Here is a 17944-nt window from a genome sequence, read left to right on the forward strand (position 1 = left end):
TTTATCTATTGTTATTTTTCATTCTTGTTTATCCGGATTACTGTAAATGAATAAGCCGGCAATTCATATCCGAATTTCTCGCTTACTTCCATTGTACCGGCTACAGGACGAGCCTGCTTGTCGGTCGGCTTGCCTGCCAGAACCGTCTTTACGGCAGTGGTGTTCATTCCTTCCAAAGATGGGAGCTCCACCTTCGCATTCACCGCTACCGGCAGCAGATTCACCAGTTTCACGATCATATCTCCTGTCTTTCCGTCGCGGACTACCGACACACCTACCCGTTTCTTCACCGCATCTTGTGCATTATCCAAAGTCACGGAAGAAGCGATGTATTCACTGCCCGCATTTTGTCCGTACATCTGCTGCGCATAGTAACCTACGGTGGGTTTCACCTCCGTATTATTGAAATAAATCAAATCCGGATTCCACTGGGTATGTCCCTCCTTGGCCAACAGAGGAGCGTATGAAGTCATGGTCACCACATCAGCATTACGTTCCACGGAAGTCAGGTACAAGGCCTCAGCCAATGCTGTTTCCATGTTGTTGGGGCGTCCCGGCAGGTGAGCCGCATACTCTCCCAGATACACTTTTGCCTTGTTGCGGTCATAACGGTCATAGAAATCCTGGTTGTTGATAAACCATCCCGGAGTATTGTAATAATGCTCGTCCACCATCGGAATACCCATTTTGGTAGCAAATTTCCATCCTTCCTCATAATCACTGCCCTCATAGAACGGACCTACGGTTCCGATAACGGTCACTTCGGGATATTTCTCCTTCACCGCATTGAAAATCATAGTGAAACGTTCTTCAAAGATATCGGTAATCAGGTCCTCGTTACCAATGCCGATGTATTTCAGGTTAAAGGGCTTGGGGTGTCCGGCTTGCGCACGCTTCTTTCCCCATACGGTCTTCTTCGCATCTCCATTCGCATATTCTATCAAGTCCAATACATCCTGCACGTACTGCGGCATTTCCTCCATCGGGATTCCGCCTTGCTGACCGCCACAACCCAGTTCGCCTACCGAGTGATGGCTGCAAGTTCCCGAGTTCTGACAAGGCACTCCGGCTGCCACCACGGGAACAGGTTCAGCACCCATATCCTCGCAGAACAAGAAATATTCATGATATCCCAAACCACGTGTCTGATGATAGCCCCACAAATTGCGCAGAGGCTTACGTTCCTCCAACGCTCCTATAGAGCCTTTCCAATCATAAATATTGTCCACACCATCTCCGTGAGCCACACATCCGCCGGGGAAACGGACAAAACGGGGATGAAGGTCGGCCAAGGTCTGTGCCAAATCGGCGCGCAGCCCGTTCTTTCTGCCTTTAAATGTATTCTGTGGGAAAAGAGAAACCATATCCAAGGCATACTTCCCAGCCATCTGCGGACAAACGGACAACACGGCATCCGCAGCATCCGCCGTTGCTGTCAGTACAGCCTTTTGTTTTTTCCACTCTGTAGATGAAACCCGAATAGCAGCCTGCGCAATCTCCTTGCCGTCTTTGGTAGTCAGTCTCACAAGCACTTTTCCACCTTTCGTATCATCCAGCAGTTTGGAAAACACAGAGAAGTCATACTTCTCACCTTTTTTCACGGCAATACCGTCAAAACCGTTATTCACCAGGGCAGCACCCGGGCGGTGTACCTCCAACACTGCATAGTGGGCATTGTTAGCATGAATGGGACTGTCCTCACTGACAGACAGTTCCGCATTAGTTCCCTGTATGCTCCACGCATACGTGCTGTTCCAGTTCTTATCTCTTGCGCCGTCTTTAGCAGAATATTCAAAATCACGGTTCTGAACCAGCTCCGCATACAACCCGCCATCGGCCCCATAATTGATATCCTCAAAGAAAATACCTATTAAATGCTCGCTGATGGGCTTTACCCGTCCGGCATCCACCCGGATGGTGGCAGTGACCGGTTTCAGTCCGGCAAAACGAACGGCGTCCTGTTCGGTACGCTCATTATTCTGTATATCGCGGAATTTCTTATGCTCGGCAAAACGAATCAACTGTTCTATATCCACATAAGGTACTTTCTGCATATAGCCGTTCAAAGTATCTTTATCAAGAACAATCTGCCGGGCAGTGACCAGTCGGGGCACAGCAGGCTTCTCCGCATTGACATATTGTTGGGGAGCCCACTTCAACAAGTCGGAAGAATGGGAAGTACCCCATACTTTTCCGCTGGGGGTGAGCTGCCACCGACAATACCAACGTCCGTCTTCCGCTTTTTCCAGAAGAGGTTTAATCATTCTCTTTTCCGACCCCCAACGTCCGAAGTCACATTTCAGATAGGCAAAGCCATCGGATACACTCAGCCACTTGTCACCATCGGGGCTCCATGCGAATTTCAGTCCGCTGCGTCCCTCGTCTTCCGGATGGGCGTAAGAGAAGATGTAGACCGAATCGGGCTCATTATATACTTTTTCCACGGCAGCACAGACGGATTGGCCTGTTGCCAATGAGGCGATTGCCAGAGATAATAAGGTCTTTTTCATGGTATATACTTTATTGTTATGTTTCTTTTATAACGTGGGAACAACCTTCCTGATGGTTCCGTCCGGATTAAATTCCATACGGTCTATACATACTTCACGATGCACGCCAGGACCCTTCTCACGGTCTATAAAGTTCTTATTAATACGATGATATACAATGTACCACTCATCCGTACCCGGAATTTGCAGCACCGCATTGTGGGCAGGCCCATAGATTTCCTTTGCAGGGTCCTGAATCAGCACCACCGGCTTCTTGGCCACCTTTATGGGACCCAACGGAGATTTTGACGTACCGTATGCCACATGATAGTTAGGCGAACCGGTATCGTCCACAGACCACATAAAATAGTAAAGTCCGTTACGATAGAACACATACGCCGCTTCACGGAAAGCATAATCCTTCAGGCTTCCCCCTTTCGGAGTCAATACGGTCAGGGTATTCTCCTTGATGGAAAGCATATCCTCATTCAGCTCGGCGCCTGCCATATAGCCATTACCCCAATACAGATAGGATTTTCCCGAAACCGGATCGGTAAACACATCCACATCAATCTGCTGTCCGTGGCCCACAGGAGATTCGGTGAGGATGGGATGTCCCAAGTCTTTGAACGGACCGGTGGGAGAATCGGCTACCGCCACCCCGATCTGCTTGCCGCCTCCGGCTGTAGGGTTACCACTGAAATAGAAAAAATATTTATACTTTCCGTCCACCATTTTTTCTTCAATACATGGAGCCCACGCGTTTCCATCCGCCCATGTCACCTGGTCGGATTTCAAATCAAGCATCACCCCTTCATCTTTCCAGTCCTTCAGATTATCCGAAGAGAAGACACTGAAATACCATCCGCCCCATCCGGGCTGTCCGTCGGTGGTGGAATAGATATAATATTTTTTAGTCTGATGAGAATACAATATCTCGGGGTCAGCATGGAAACCTTGCAGCACGGGATTGTTGGGAATCGTCATATTGCCCATTTCCTTTGAAGGCCATTTGTCGGTGATGCGCTTCAACTCGGCACGGGTAATGGGGATGATAGTTCCGTGACGCGGATGAAAATTCATCTTCACCTCACTGTCTATCACTTTAAAGTTTTTCAAATCGGTCGTTTCGGTAAACTGGTATTTACCTTTCATATAGACATCATACATCAAGATGTATTTATTCTGACCTATCAGTTTGAAAGTTCCCGCACCTTCCACCGCTTCCGGGGTCTGCTGCTTGTAGTCGGGTTCTTCCTCCCATTGTCCCGAAGTCAGCGAACGGGTAGTTGCTACCCGGATGCCGTTTCCATGTCCTTCGGTTTTATAAAACAGGTGGTAGATTCCATCTTTATATACGATATCACCGTCTATGCAAGATTTCTTGTTTTCAGGGATGAAAAGCGGTTTCGGTTCACCTTCCAGGTCGGTAAATTCTTTATTGGCATAAGCATAATAAATCACATCTGCCTCATCACCATATTTCATTGACCAATAGACCAAGTATTTTCCGGCTTCCGCATCGAAGATAGTCTGAGGCGCCCATACCCGTTTCAGTTTTTCCTGTCCGGCATAACGTTTCTGCATATTGATGACAGAATGGTTCCAGTTCACCAAGTCTGTAGATTTCAGCAACACCATGGCACGATTGGAATCCCATCCATTGTCAGAAACCATATCGGTAACCACCATATAGAATGTCTTTCCGTCTTTGCAACGCAGGATATGCGGGTCGCGCACACCACCGGTAGAACTGATGATTTTGGAATCAATGACAGGTTTGTTGTCATTCAATGCCCAATAGGTATATCCGTCCGTACTTACCGCATAGCATACGGCTTCCTCGCTGATGTGGTTACCTGTAAAATAGGTAAAGAGATAAGCTATGTAATCTTTTTCGGCTACATTATTTTGACTATTGGCAGATTGCTGTGCTCCTGCCAGCCAGGGCACAAGACAAGCCAAAAAGAAAGTAAGGATTTTGTGTTTCATAATAATTAGTTCAAAAATTGTTTGATGCAAAGATAGAAAATACAATCCTAACGATAGGTATATAAATCTTTCAAAAGAGGGACTTTATTCGGTCAAATGGGGGAAAATAGAAAAAATACAGCAATCTCTATTTCTAAGAATAGAACATTTTCCATCTTGCAAATAGAAATTAATTAGAAGAACAAAATCATTGATTGAAGACTCAAATATTATTATTCCGAATGCTATCATAGAATACAAACCATTCAGTATTTCATTTTTTCACCTCAAATTGATAACTACCCGATTCCAACTCCAAAATAACCTTTCCATTATTTTCACCGATAAACTTGATTCCAGTACTTTTTTTTAAAATACCCTTTCCGTTCTCCTTCACATCTTTTACAGATGAAGCAGGTAGATATAATAAAGCGGAAGTATTGCCAGGAATATTGAAAGTATATCGAATGATTTCATTCTCTATTTCCCAACCACTTTCAATGCGTCCATACATAGAATCGTAATATCCTTTTGCATACTTCATTTTACCAGCCAAATCTATCGCCGGCTTTAAGATGAAATGTTTAAATCCGGGAAAAGCCTCATCCCGCTGTATACCCAAAGAATAATTATACATCCAACTTCCTACTGCACCAAATGAATAATGATTAAATGAATTCATACGGTTATTCCCGCCAAACCCATCCAAATGGGTATAAGAATTCAAGCGTTCCCAAATAGTCGTCGCACCCTGTTCTACGGAATATAGCCAAGAAGGATAGCTTGTTTGTTGCAATAATCTATAAGCAATATCAGAATAACCATTATCTGACAGTGCCTTACCAATCCATGCAGTGCCTATAAAACCAGTCATTAACGAATAAGATGGACATAACTTGCCACAATCAGTTGTATTCTCCCGTGTAATGGTTTCCAACAAGTTCTTTATGGCTTTTTCTTTCTGCTCATCATTAATAATATTGAATGCCAACGGAAGCACATAAGAAGTTTGAATATCAATTGATGTACCTCGTTTTTTAGGAAGAAAGGAGGAAAAGATAGTCTTACCATCATTGGGGCGAATATAGGTTTTATTAAAGAAAGTTTTCCGCTCAGCATATAATTTACTGAATCTTTCTGCATCCATTTGCTTGCCCAAAATGGTAGCTATCTTATTCATCAATTCCAAGTCGTAGATGAAATATGCTTCCCATAAGAGTGATTTATCATTTTTCTCATCTTCCAATCCCAACCAGTCACCCAAGTCACCCCATGCTCTGTTCTGAACTAGCAAGCCTGTCTCCTTCTCAATCATTTTATCAAGTATATACTGTATGTACTGACTCATAGCATCATAGTGTTCGTTCAACAATCTTTTATCTCCATATTGCTGATAACACTCCCAAGGCACTGTGATTCCGGCACTTCCCCATAACAGCCCACCAAACCCTCCTCCCAGTGGAGCTATATCGGGAAAACGTCCGTCAGATCGTTGTACGTCACGCATAGATTGTACATATCTTCTAAGGAATTGAGAGACATCAGCCAGGTAAGTCGCTGTACGAGAGAAGACAGAAATATCTCCCGCCCATCCCAAACGCTCGTTGCGTTGAGGACAATCTGTGGGAATAGACAAGAAGTTACCGGAAGAAGACCACGTAATATTTTTCCACAATTTATTAACCAATGTATTGGATGTTTCGTAGGAAGAGGCAAAGTTATGGATGGAACTAAGCACTATTCCTTTCACCGCTTCTGTCGCCAAAGGAGCATCTATACCGGTTATCTCCACAAAACGATAACCGTGGTAAGTAAAACGCGGATGAATAGTTTCCCGACCGCCTCTCGTTATATAGATATCTTGAGCCATGGCGGCACGGATATTTTCAAGCATAATCATACCAATACTTCCTTCATATTCGGGCAAATCAGGATACTTTACTTCGGCATAACGCAGACAGATTTTTGTTCCTGGTTTCATTCCTGAAAGTTGGATTTGAGGTACACCTACCATATTTTGTCCCATATCATATACAAAGACTTTTGGACGGACTTCTTCTACAGAGATTGCAGTCAGCTCATTGACCGCCTTTACTGTTTGCCCGAACTGCCCTACCAGTTTATAATTAGAATAATCATCCACCCAAGGCATATTTGGATTTCCTGATGTACTTATATGTCCGTTCAAAGCTACTTCAACAGCTGGTTTCCAACTTTCGTTTGGAGTGTATAAAGCTGTATTCCACCCTTCCATTTCCGAGTCTTTCAGAGCATCATAAACTTCTCCTTGAAAGAGACTGCCATACAGAACAGGACCATTATTACAATACTGCCAAGTAGAAGGATCCGTAACAATCACTTTTTCATGCCCATCTTTATAGGTGATAACTAATTTAGCCAATAAAGATTGCCGATCGCCGAAGAAATTCCAATTTTCTCCAGTAAATGTAGCACCTCCACTCCACCAACCTTCTGCAAGGAAAGCTCCGATAGCATTCTGACCTATTTGTACATAGTCTGTAACATCAAAGGTCTGATATAAATGAGTTTTATTATATTGAGTAACTCCAGGATTGAAATAATCCTCTCCAACACGCTGTCCATTTATATAAATTTCATAAATTCCGCGTGCCGTAACATATAGACGCGCTTTTACCACCCCAGTATCTGGAGAAGTAAAAACTGTACGGAGCATAGGAGATGATTTTCCTTTCGGAGTGAAAATTTCTAAAGCACCATTCGTTCCACCAAAGATCTGATACGCTTCATCCTTCACTGTCGTTATTACATTTTGAGGACTTCTAAAATTCATGATTTTCACTTTTGAAAAAGAAACAGCCTGTTCAGCCGGGACAATAAAGCCCATATCACCGACTACCGGAAAAGCAATGAAATCACCTCCTCTCCCCAACGGATTTAGATTGACAACGCCAATCTCCTTTTCTACATTATCAATATAGAACTTAGTGAAACCTAAATCAGAACTTAATGTTATCGTATGACAACCATACATATTGTCTTTATGAATCAGATTCTTAGGAATGGAGAAACTAGCAAAAGGCATGTCCGGCTTGTCATTAGGATGGTAGCCCACCCGATAGACATTCAATATCGCTTCTTTTTTCATGGATATTGGAGCAATATCCAATTCCACTTTGATGTAAGATTCATTCTTCCCGTTTTCCAAATGATACAAGTTCTTATTTTTGTCCATCAGACGTGCATCATTAGCTCCATAAACAAGACCTGCACAAGTACTTTTTAATATTTCATTTAATTGAATTGTATATTCCAATCTGAAAACCGGAAGATAATGCGAATACAAAACCATATCCTGATCACTGCCTCCAATCCATTTGGCATCCTTCCAACCTTGATAAGTGGAATCACAACTCATTAATCCTGTTTCAAACCAAGAAGTTTCCGACATTTGTTCGCCTCTTTGATTCCAAACCGTTACAGTCCATGAATAACGAGTAGAGGGTTGCAGAGAAGTGCCATTATACACTACATTTAAAGAGAATCCATTTTGTGTTTTTCCACTATCCCACACAATGTTTCCTTTTTCATCTGAAACGATAATTTGATAGGCTGTCTGCTGCAGACCGCGTTCAGCACCTAGGGATTCCATCTGCCAACTAAAACGGGGAAGTTCAACATCAAGACCTAGAGGTGTAACAGCATATTCGGTCTTTAAATTCTTGACTATGAAATGAGCATTACCAGATTGCAACGTTGCATGGCAAGCAATACAAACAGAAAGAAGCAAAACAAGAAGTTTACAATTCTTCATATATACTAGTTTATATTGATTAAGTTATTGACATATATTTATGAATAAAGACTTTACGGAACGACATTTTTACCAAGACTAGAATTATTCAATGTCATTCCGCCAAGTTACAATATACCCTAAACCTTAAAAATAAGGGCTAAGCGCAGCCTCTGATGCGGGCAATGGAAACAAAATACGGATATCAGTAAAAGCAGTAGGAGCCACCGAAAATCCCTCGGGAAAATAATAAGCCGAAGGATTAGCTTTTACCCGCTCTCCATAAGATTTCATAACCTGTTCTGCACTTCCGGTACGTACAAGGTCAAGCCAACGTTTGTTCTCAAAAGCTAGTTCCACACGCCGTTCCTTAATAATAGCCTCGCGTACATCTGATTGAGTCGAAGCACTGCTTACAGGCAACAACGCTCTTGATCTTACTCTATTCAAATATACTAATGCCTCCTCCGTCTTGCCTTGCTCATTCAAAGCTTCAGCAATAAAAAGCAAGACCTCAGCATAGCGGTAAACCGGCCAGTTATCACCGGTTTTCCCACTTTGTGTATGAGCATGGCAATATTTCTTGATATAAGGATAAGAGATACCATGGGCGGTAACAAAGCCCACGGAAACATCTTTACGCACATCTCCTGGTTCATAAGCTTCCATAATATCAGGCGTAGGTATATTATAACCTTCTATTGTACGTGCTACCTCAGGAATACCCGTAATAGCTGTTGTCTCTTCGGCTGTTATCGGCTGCACCAAGAAGGTATAAAAGAAGGAGCTATGCAATCCTTCATTACCATCCTTAAATTGAATCTCGAAAATGGATTCCGGACCATTCTTATTAGCAAGTTCAAAAACATCCGCATAGCGTGGCATCAACTCATAACCCGTTACTTCTTTTAATACCTGTTCGGCTTCCGCCCATCGTTTCTGCACTATATATACATTACCCAAAAGAGTGTTTGCCGCTCCCTTCGTTGCCCTACCAGGCTCTTGATCCGCTTTGGATGGCAAAAGAGAAACGGCCTGTCCGGCATCTGCAATGATCTGTTTATACACATCTTCCACACTTGCCAATGGCTGTGAAGTATCAGCTTGTGTCTTGGCCGGTTTCAAGTGTATGGGTACACTACCGAAATACTGTACAAGATCGAAATAAGCCAATGCCCGAAGAAAGTAGGCCTGACCTTTAATATTATCTTTTATCTTCTGATCAAAACTGACGGCATCTATCGGTTCCAACAGATGATTAACCCGTGAAATAATACGATAGTCAATCACGTATTTGGAACGTGGCACTCCATTCGTCGCATCGTCCAAAAAGTTTTTCACGAACTCAGCCTCTATCGTTCCCCGGTCATTGGGGTTATATTTATAAGTGGTATTATCACTGCGCATTTCGCCCATCGCCCATGCTCCATACGTCCCGTTATACAAATCGCGTAAAGGAGCATAAGCACCATTGATTGCCTGCTCAAAGTCACTTTGTGATTTGTAATAAACAGCAGTACTCAAAGATGTCTCAGATGGTAAATTCAAGAAATCGCCCTGACATCCTACCAATAGGCTAGATGACAGCAACATCGCCAACATATATTTATGATTCTTCATAATGGTATTCAATTTTAAAAGTTAAAAGTTTATATTCAAGCCAAAAGTGAATGTCCTTGGTACGGGATATGTAGAATAATCTATACCTTGCAATAATGCTCCCGGTGAGTTGCCATTAAAGTCCACACCCACTTCGGGATTTCCATATTTGTACTTGCTGAATACAAATGCCTGCTGGACACTGGCGTACACACGCAGTCTGCTGACAAACTTAATGAGATTAGCTGGCAAGGTATATCCTAATGTAATGTTCTTAATGGTCAGGTTACTTCCATCGTATACAAAACGGGAATGAAAGATATCCCTTTCACGTGAAGTCCCACTAGTAGTCTTACCATAAAGTCCGGCACCGGGATTGTCAGGGGAGCGCCACCGGTCCTTCACCTCTTTCATTACATTAAAAGGGCCGTCAAGGTTGGCCATACCTTGCTCTACAGCAGCGGCAATCTTATTTCCGTAAGTGCCTGTGGCAACTATAGTCAGATCAAAATTTTTGTATTCAAAATTGTTCGTTAAACCAAATGTGAATTTAGGAAGAGGATTACCGATTTCCGCCTTATCACCACTTTCATCATCGCCATAAGTAATTTGTTTATCGTCATTAACATCGTGGAATTTGATAGTACCTACTTGGGAATCCACAGCTTTAGGCGACTGGTCATAATCTGACTGGTTTACATAAATTCCATCCTGAACCATTCCATAGAATTGCCCGATACGCCCTCCTACACGTGAAATCGTACTTACAATGCCCGAATAAGCCACCAACTGATTACTCAAATCACTTAATGCCAGCACACGGTTATCACTGAAAGAAATATTGAAATTCGTGCTCCAATTAAATGTTCCTACAATATTATGGGAATTAATACTAAACTCATGTCCCCAGAATTTAAGTTTACCAACATTCCCTATCAGTGTAGAGAAGCCTGATTCTTCGGGTACAGGTAGTGAATAAAGCATATTGGATGTTATCTTGTTATAGTAGTCATATGTAAAAGTAATACGATTATTGAAGAAACCAAGATCGACTCCAAAGTCCAATTGGCGAGTTTTTTCCCATCCCAGATCATCGTTTCCAAGATTCGTAACAGCACTTCCGCTTGCGACAGTACTACCAAACACAGCATTCGTGTTACCACTTACCGTATTGTAATGAGTATAATTTCCTATATTGTTATTCCCTATCATACCATAACTTCCACGTACTTTCAGCAAAGACACACTCTTAAGTTTGCCCATAAAAGCCTCATCACTCACAATCCATCCTAAAGATACCGATGGAAAGTTACCCCACTTATTATTACTTCCGAAACGGGATGAACCATCCCTACGAATACTTGCTCCAATCAGATATTTACCTTTATAACTGTAATTGACACGACTTAAATATGAAATCATACTCCACTCTTGAACATCCATAGTCGGATTGTTCTTCACCAATGCCGCATCAATAGTCTGTATTCTATCGTCCGAAAAGTTCGAACCACTTATGGCACTATAGTCACTACGAAATCTTTGTGTAGTATATCCAAGCAACAGTTCAAACGTATGATTACCTATTTCTTTTGAATAATTAGCAGTGGTTTCGGACAACCAAGACCAATATCGGTTATTCGCTTCGTAAAGATTAGCTGCAATGGCACTTGGTGCAGCTGCAAATGCCCGTCCGGCAGTAGAAGGTTGGAAATTGTGCTGATAATTAGAACCTATATCTCCATTCAGACTCGTCTTCAAGACAAGACCTTTAAGTGGTTCATATTGCAGACTCGCATTTGCAAGCAATCTTTTCGCTTCCCGCTTGTTGACGATATCTTGTATGGAACGCACCCAATTCGGGGTCTCAAAGGCAGTGACACCGGGTGTTGTCACTACTACGGGATAGGTTCCATCTTCGTTTCGATAGTCAAGAATAGGAGGAGTCAATGTAGCGTTAGCAAGTAAACCTCCCCCACTAAAGAATGCTCCATCTGATGACGGTCGGTTTTCAAAACTATAAGTCGGAGCCAGATTGAAAGCTAGCTTCAAATTGTCGGAAATCCGGTAAGTAGAGTTAGCCCTTGCTGAAATACGTTGGTAATCGGAGTTCAACAAAACACCATCCTGATTGAAATACCCCAGTACAAAAGAGCTTGTAAATTTATCTTTCCCTGTACTAACAGATACATTATAATCTTGTATCATGGCACTACGCAGCATAGCAGCATACCAGTCATGTCCTTTACCATATTGTGAAGGATTCTGAAAAGCGGTAGGAACACTTTGCCCCAAGTCTTCATAGCTCTCTTTCTTGAATTGCGCCCACTCTGTTCCATTCATCATTTCAGGTCTGCCTTTTTGAGGCACATTCTGAACTCCCATATATGCATTGAAGCTAATATTCGTCTTTCCAGCTTTCGCACCTTTAGTTTGAATAAGTACTACACCAAAAGCTGCACGGGAACCATACAAAGAAGTTGCAGCTGCATCTTTAAGTATAGTCATTGACTCTATCTCATTCGGATTAATATCATTGATATCACCCACAATAGGAAATCCATCCACTACATAAAGAGGATTTGATCCTGTAGAAAGTGATGCAGCTCCACGAATACGGACGTTCATTCCTTGTCCTGGTACTCCCGTTCCCTGATTCACTTGTACACCTGCAATTTGTCCTTGCATCTTTTGGGTAAACTGCGCTACAGGAACATCAGAAAGTTTATCAAAATCCAATGTTTCCATAGCACCAGTAACAGCTCGTTTGGTCTGGGTGCCATAAGCTACCACTACTACTTCATCCAGCGACTTCACATCTTCTTTCAAGACAATGCTCAATGAATGATTGTCTTTCAGTTTGATTTCTTGCGGAATATATCCTGTATAGCTGAATTGAAGTATATCACCCATATTCGCTGCCAAAGAGAAATTACCATCAAGATCTGTTACGGTACCTTGACCCGATCCTTTTATCAATACCGAAACACCTATTAAAACTTCTCCGGATGCATCAGTTACAGTACCAGCTATTCCCAATTTTTGCTGCTGTGCCGCCAATGCAGCATTCCGGGTAAGAATAATATGATTTCCCGCCATCTTGTATGCAACAGATGACTCTGCAAGTAAAATCGATAAGACTTCCGCTACCGGCTTGCTGCTTACATGAATGCTTTTACGCATCTTTACGTTCACATCTTCCTTATATATAAAAAGATAGTCCGTTTGAGACTCTATCTCATTCAATATAGATTCCAACGGGGCATCGCTTCTATTGATAGTTACCCTCGCATTCTGTGAGTGACTATTTTCGGCCATCAGGCTGAACAGGCAGAAGAACAATAAGAATATTGATATTCGCATAATTCTAAATAATTGTTTTAAATCCGGATTTTCAAGATAATAAAGATCCGGCAAAGGAATGTTTTTCATATCTTTGCAAATGGTTATTAATACGATTTATTAAAAATAATTGTGTTAGTCGGGTCGGTGGGTGGTGCAAACACCCATCGGCTCTTTAGTTGTTTTTCATAAGGATTGCTTCATAGGCTGATTTTCCATTTTAGAAGGTTAATACATTTCTTACTTTATATGAATGACGTCATTATCCCGATTTCTTTGATAAATAAAGGCTACATCGTTTTGCAGGACACGCAGCGCATAGTCCAATCCATCAGAAATCCTAAATTTCCCAGTTAATGCAACCTTTGCTATTTCCTTTTTATCCATCTGTATTTTCAAATCATAATATTTCTCCAAGTCTTTTATAATATCAGCAAAAGGTTTATTTCTGAAACAATATAACCCCTCTTTCCAACGATATACATTATAATCATCAATTTTACTCACCACCAATCGGCCGTCTATCAAAGTCGTTTTCTGATTGGGTGCCAAGATGACGGAATTCTTTTCATCGTGAGGTAATTTTACCTTTACTCTGCCTTCCATCAAAGACGTTTCGAATATTTTTCGTGCTGAATAAGCTTCCACATTGAATTTTGTTCCCAATACTTCTACATCCAATGTACTTGTATGTACCACAAACGGACTCTTTTCATTATGAGCCACCTCAAAGTAAGCCTCTCCATCTAATATCACCTCCCGTTTGTCTGTCATAAAAGAAACAGGATATTGCATTGTAGTTCCGGCATTCAGCCAAACGTTTGACCCATCGGGCAAATCGAGGTTAACACGCTGGCCGGCCGGTACGGTAATGGTCTGCATCGCTAAATACATACCTCCATTATCTTTACCTATTGAAAATAATACAGCCGTCACACTCACCGTTATCACTATTACAGAAGCTATTTTCAGGAATTCCCTGATAAAATAGTTCCTCCTGTTCCTCATTCTCTGTATATCAGTCCGTCGGGAATGACCTGCAAGAATCATAGCATTAAACAGTTTGCGTTCCCTACGCAACAGCCCGGCATTCTCCTCAGAAGCACCGGCCCATTCTTTAACCACTTTCATATCTTCCAAAGAAGCATGACCTTCAAAAAAACGGTATAACAAATCCTTATCCATAAACACTTTTGTTTTACGTATTTATAGTAATAGCGGATGGGAAAGAACATTCCCTAGTGAAAAACTGTTTTTTTTAATGCAAATAGAAAAAAAGTAAGGATACCGGCAGATAATCCTTCAATGCAAGACGTAACGTCCTGGTAGCTTTCGATATATGAAATTCCACTCCCTTGGTTGTAATATCCAATAGTTCTGCTATTTCTTTATGGGATTTATTTTCATTACGGCTCATCACAAAGATTTTCCGAGTCTGTTCGGGCAAAGCATCCAGTGTCCTATCAACAATCTCCTGTATTTCCTTTGTAAAAACCTCATAGGGCTCGAAATCTTCCAAAGTCATGATTCTGCCCGACAATTCCCATGCATAGATTCGGGCTATTTCGTCAGAAGCATCCTGATAGACTTGTTGATGGCGCAAATAGTCAATACACTTATGCTTTATCGTGGTCAAGACATAAGCCGGAATATTAGTATCAGCAGACAAACGATCTTTGTTCTCCCAATAGTACATCATTGATTCCACAACAAAATCTTCGGCAACAGCTTCATCATGCACATAGGTACAGGCAAAGTGGACAAAACGTTGCTGGTAGTCTATAAAGAATTTATTAAATGCATTCAAATCAATGCTCATTGCCTATCAAACCGTATTAAATAAAAGGAGAATAATGGTACAAATATACATTTTTACTTTTAAAAGCAAATGAAAGCTGCCTCAAATTTTATGCCTCCAACAACGATAGCAATCCACCAAACAAAGAAAATATTCCTCCAAAGTTTCCCCGCCTTAAATAAAAGCAGTAACTTTACCAAATAATATACTAACATTAGGAAATAATGAATAACCCAGAACTACAGCGTGCCTGGCAAATAATAGAGAATACTGGCACCCATCTCTTCCTCACCGGAAAAGCAGGAACCGGAAAAACAACCTTCCTACGCAATCTGAAGAAAGAATCTCCCAAACGCACAGTCATAGTCGCCCCCACCGGAATAGCTGCCATCAATGCGGGAGGCGTTACCATCCACTCCTTTTTCCAACTGCCATTTGCACCTTTCATCCCCGATACCACGTTCAATACCGAACAAAAACATTTCCGGTTCAGCAAAGAAAAAATTAACATCATCCGAAGCATGGATCTGCTGATTATTGATGAAATAAGTATGGTAAGAGCAGATCTGCTAGATGCCATCGACTCTGTACTCCGCCGGTACCGGGACCGGTATAAACCTTTTGGAGGCGTACAACTGCTAATGATAGGCGACCTGCAACAACTTGCCCCCGTAGTGAAAGAAACGGAATGGAATATGCTGAACCACTATTATGATACCTCCTATTTCTTTGGAAGCCTCGCCTTAAAAAAAACCACCTACGCCACCATCGAGCTAAAACAAGTCTACCGCCAAAATGATCCCTATTTCCTTTCCCTACTGAACAAAGTCCGGGAGAATAAAGCCGACGAACAGACACTCGCAGAATTGAACCAAAGATATATTCCCAATTTCCATCCTGCCAAAGAAAAAGGATATATCCAACTCACCACTCACAATTACCAAGCACAACAGATTAATGATCACGAGCTTTCACTCATCAAAGAACCGGTTTTCAGTTACAAGGCAGAAGTCGCCGGAATTTTTCCTGAATATTCTTATCCTACAGATGAAACATTGATGCTGAAAAAAGGAGCGCAAATCATGTTCGTTAAAAATGACCCCTCACCGGAAAAACGTTATTATAATGGTATGATTGGCGAAATCACCTCTATAGATGAGGATGGATTTACCGTCCACACCAAAGAAAAGAATGAAAAAATCATTGTCCAACCCGAGGAATGGACAAACAGCAAATATGTGCTAAATGAAGAAACAAAAGAAATAACCGAAGAACAAGAAGGAGTCTTCAAGCAATACCCTGTAAAACTGGCATGGGGCATCACTATTCATAAAAGCCAAGGACTGACTTTTGAACACGCCATTATTGACGCTCGCTCCGCTTTCGCCCACGGACAGGCATACGTTGCCTTGAGCCGATGCAAAACATTGGAAGGGATGGTTCTCAGTTCCCCACTTTCCGTCAACGCCATTATCAGCGATACAATAATCGATGATTATAATCAGTATATAGAAACACATACCCCCAATGAAGAATTGCTCTGTGCCATGCAACAAACTTATTTTCTCAATCTCGTTAGCGAACTATTCGATTTCTCACCGATAGCCCGTTCATTCAATGAGCAAGCCCGACTGATTGACGAACATTTCTACAAACTCTTCCCTCAGTTACTGGCAGAATATAAAAAGCAGATACAAATATTCACTACTGAAATAGTGGATGTATCCTATCGTTTCCACAAACAATATGAACGTCTGGTAACACAATCTACTGATTATAATACGAATAACAACCTGCAAATACGCATCATAAAAGGAGCCGCCTATTTTGAACAAAAACTACGCCCTTTCCATAAACTGGCTGAAGCGACTAATCTTCCCACGGACAATAAAGAACTAAGAAAGAAAACGAACAACACCTTGGAAGAGTTCTTAAACACTTTGACACAGAAACTTTCCTTGCTACAATATGTAGAAGATAATGGTTTTCACGCCAGCGACTATCTACGTAAAAAAGCATATATCCTTTTAAGCGGAACCGATAATGAAAACTCCTCAGGTACAACGGCACACGACAGAAAAGAGCGCACCCCCAGAGAACGCGCATCCAGGGAACGGAAGAGAATTGAAGTTCCCAACGACATACTCCACCCAGAACTTTATCGGAAAATCACCGAATGGCGTGGAACTAAAGCAAAAGAAACCGGTATGCCGGCCTATGTCATTATCCAGCAAAAAGCTCTGTTGGGAATGGTCAATCTATTGCCTAATGATGCAGAATCATTGGAAGCTGTCCCTTATTTCGGACATAAGGGGGTAGAGAATTATGGTTTGGAACTTCTGGAAATTATCCGGAATTATATGAAAGAACAAAATCTGCAACGCCCTGAAATAAGAACCGTATTTGTCCCCCGGGAAAATAAAAAAAATAAAGAAGACACCAAAAAGGTCAGTTTCAGATTATTTAAAGAAGGGATGAAGGTAAAGGAAATCGCTGAATTCCGGGAATTGACTACCGGTACCATCAGCAACCACCTTTTACACTATGTCCAGACTGGAGATATCAAACTACAAGAATTAGTCGACCAAGAAAAAATAAATTATATTACAGCTCATCTCCAGAAACTCCCCTCTCTGCCACAAGGAGTGAAGGAAATAAAAGAAAAGTTAGGCGAATATGCTTCTTACGATGAAATACGTTTTGTCTTTGAAGTATATAAAAAACATATACCGGCATAAATTTCACTCATATTGAAGTCCCAAAAAGTAAGTGCATTTCATAAAACAAGTAAGTATACTTAAATGACGAAGTAAGTACACTTACTTGTTTTGCTACATAAAAGTGACTATCCGGATGAGAAAGATGATAAGGAGATTTGTGAATAGATGAAATTATTGTGAATGGCTACTTAACAAGAAAAAGGAGGGGAAAGGAAGAGCCTTTCATAAACCGATTAGGAAAAATGATCCTTGAAAC

Annotated in this window: 8 protein-coding genes; 1 reads left to right on the forward strand and 7 read right to left on the reverse strand. The window is 41.6% G+C overall.

Going from position 1 to position 17944, the window contains the following annotated elements:
- Nucleotides 1-11: 11 nt before the first annotated feature.
- The 7 genes from GKD17_RS18620 to GKD17_RS18650 form a co-directional block, all read right to left on the reverse strand.
- Nucleotides 12-2510: an alpha-L-arabinofuranosidase C-terminal domain-containing protein gene (locus GKD17_RS18620; protein WP_007833101.1), complete on the reverse strand. Its 2499-nt coding sequence runs from the start codon at nt 2508-2510 to the stop codon at nt 12-14.
- A 27-nt stretch (nt 2511-2537) separates the two neighbouring features.
- Complete coding sequence (locus tag GKD17_RS18625; RefSeq protein ID WP_007833099.1) at nt 2538-4481, reverse strand: family 43 glycosylhydrolase; 1944 nt, start codon at nt 4479-4481, stop codon at nt 2538-2540.
- Between the two features lie 253 nt (nt 4482-4734).
- On the reverse strand, nt 4735-8253 hold the full coding sequence (locus GKD17_RS18630; RefSeq protein WP_007833096.1) for an alpha-L-rhamnosidase: 3519 nt from the start codon (nt 8251-8253) through the stop codon (nt 4735-4737).
- Nucleotides 8254-8379: 126 nt separating this feature from the next.
- Complete coding sequence (locus GKD17_RS18635) at nt 8380-9852, reverse strand: RagB/SusD family nutrient uptake outer membrane protein (RefSeq protein WP_007833094.1); 1473 nt, start codon at nt 9850-9852, stop codon at nt 8380-8382.
- A 21-nt stretch (nt 9853-9873) separates the two neighbouring features.
- Nucleotides 9874-13260, reverse strand: a complete 3387-nt coding sequence (locus GKD17_RS18640; protein ID WP_007833092.1) for a TonB-dependent receptor — start codon at nt 13258-13260, stop codon at nt 9874-9876.
- Nucleotides 13261-13410: 150 nt separating this feature from the next.
- Entirely contained in the window at nt 13411-14355 is a 945-nt protein-coding gene (locus GKD17_RS18645; RefSeq protein ID WP_007833090.1) for a FecR family protein, read from the reverse strand.
- A 73-nt stretch (nt 14356-14428) separates the two neighbouring features.
- The gene (locus GKD17_RS18650) at nt 14429-14989 is read right to left on the reverse strand and encodes an RNA polymerase sigma-70 factor (protein WP_005840733.1); all 561 of its coding nucleotides are present in this window, start codon (nt 14987-14989) and stop codon (nt 14429-14431) included.
- Nucleotides 14990-15192: 203 nt separating this feature from the next.
- Here GKD17_RS18650 and GKD17_RS18655 point away from each other — a divergent pair, with 203 nt between their 5' ends.
- Nucleotides 15193-17706, forward strand: coding sequence for a helix-turn-helix domain-containing protein (locus GKD17_RS18655; RefSeq protein WP_007833085.1), 2514 nt, complete (start codon nt 15193-15195; stop codon nt 17704-17706).
- Nucleotides 17707-17944 lie beyond the last annotated feature (238 nt).

The sequence above is a fragment of the Phocaeicola dorei genome (assembly GCF_013009555.1).
GTDB lineage: Bacteria > Bacteroidota > Bacteroidia > Bacteroidales > Bacteroidaceae > Phocaeicola > Phocaeicola dorei.

Coding starts and splice junctions, on each gene's coding strand:
- GKD17_RS18620 (WP_007833101.1), bottom strand. CDS start 2,510: ATGAAAAAGACCTTATTATCTCTGGCAATCGCCTCATTGGCAACAGGC.
- GKD17_RS18625 (WP_007833099.1), bottom strand. CDS start 4,481: ATGAAACACAAAATCCTTACTTTCTTTTTGGCTTGTCTTGTGCCCTGG.
- GKD17_RS18630 (WP_007833096.1), bottom strand. CDS start 8,253: ATGAAGAATTGTAAACTTCTTGTTTTGCTTCTTTCTGTTTGTATTGCT.
- GKD17_RS18635 (WP_007833094.1), bottom strand. CDS start 9,852: ATGAAGAATCATAAATATATGTTGGCGATGTTGCTGTCATCTAGCCTA.
- GKD17_RS18640 (WP_007833092.1), bottom strand. CDS start 13,260: ATGAAAAACATTCCTTTGCCGGATCTTTATTATCTTGAAAATCCGGAT.
- GKD17_RS18645 (WP_007833090.1), bottom strand. CDS start 14,355: ATGGATAAGGATTTGTTATACCGTTTTTTTGAAGGTCATGCTTCTTTG.
- GKD17_RS18650 (WP_005840733.1), bottom strand. CDS start 14,989: ATGAGCATTGATTTGAATGCATTTAATAAATTCTTTATAGACTACCAG.
- GKD17_RS18655 (WP_007833085.1), top strand. CDS start 15,193: ATGAATAACCCAGAACTACAGCGTGCCTGGCAAATAATAGAGAATACT.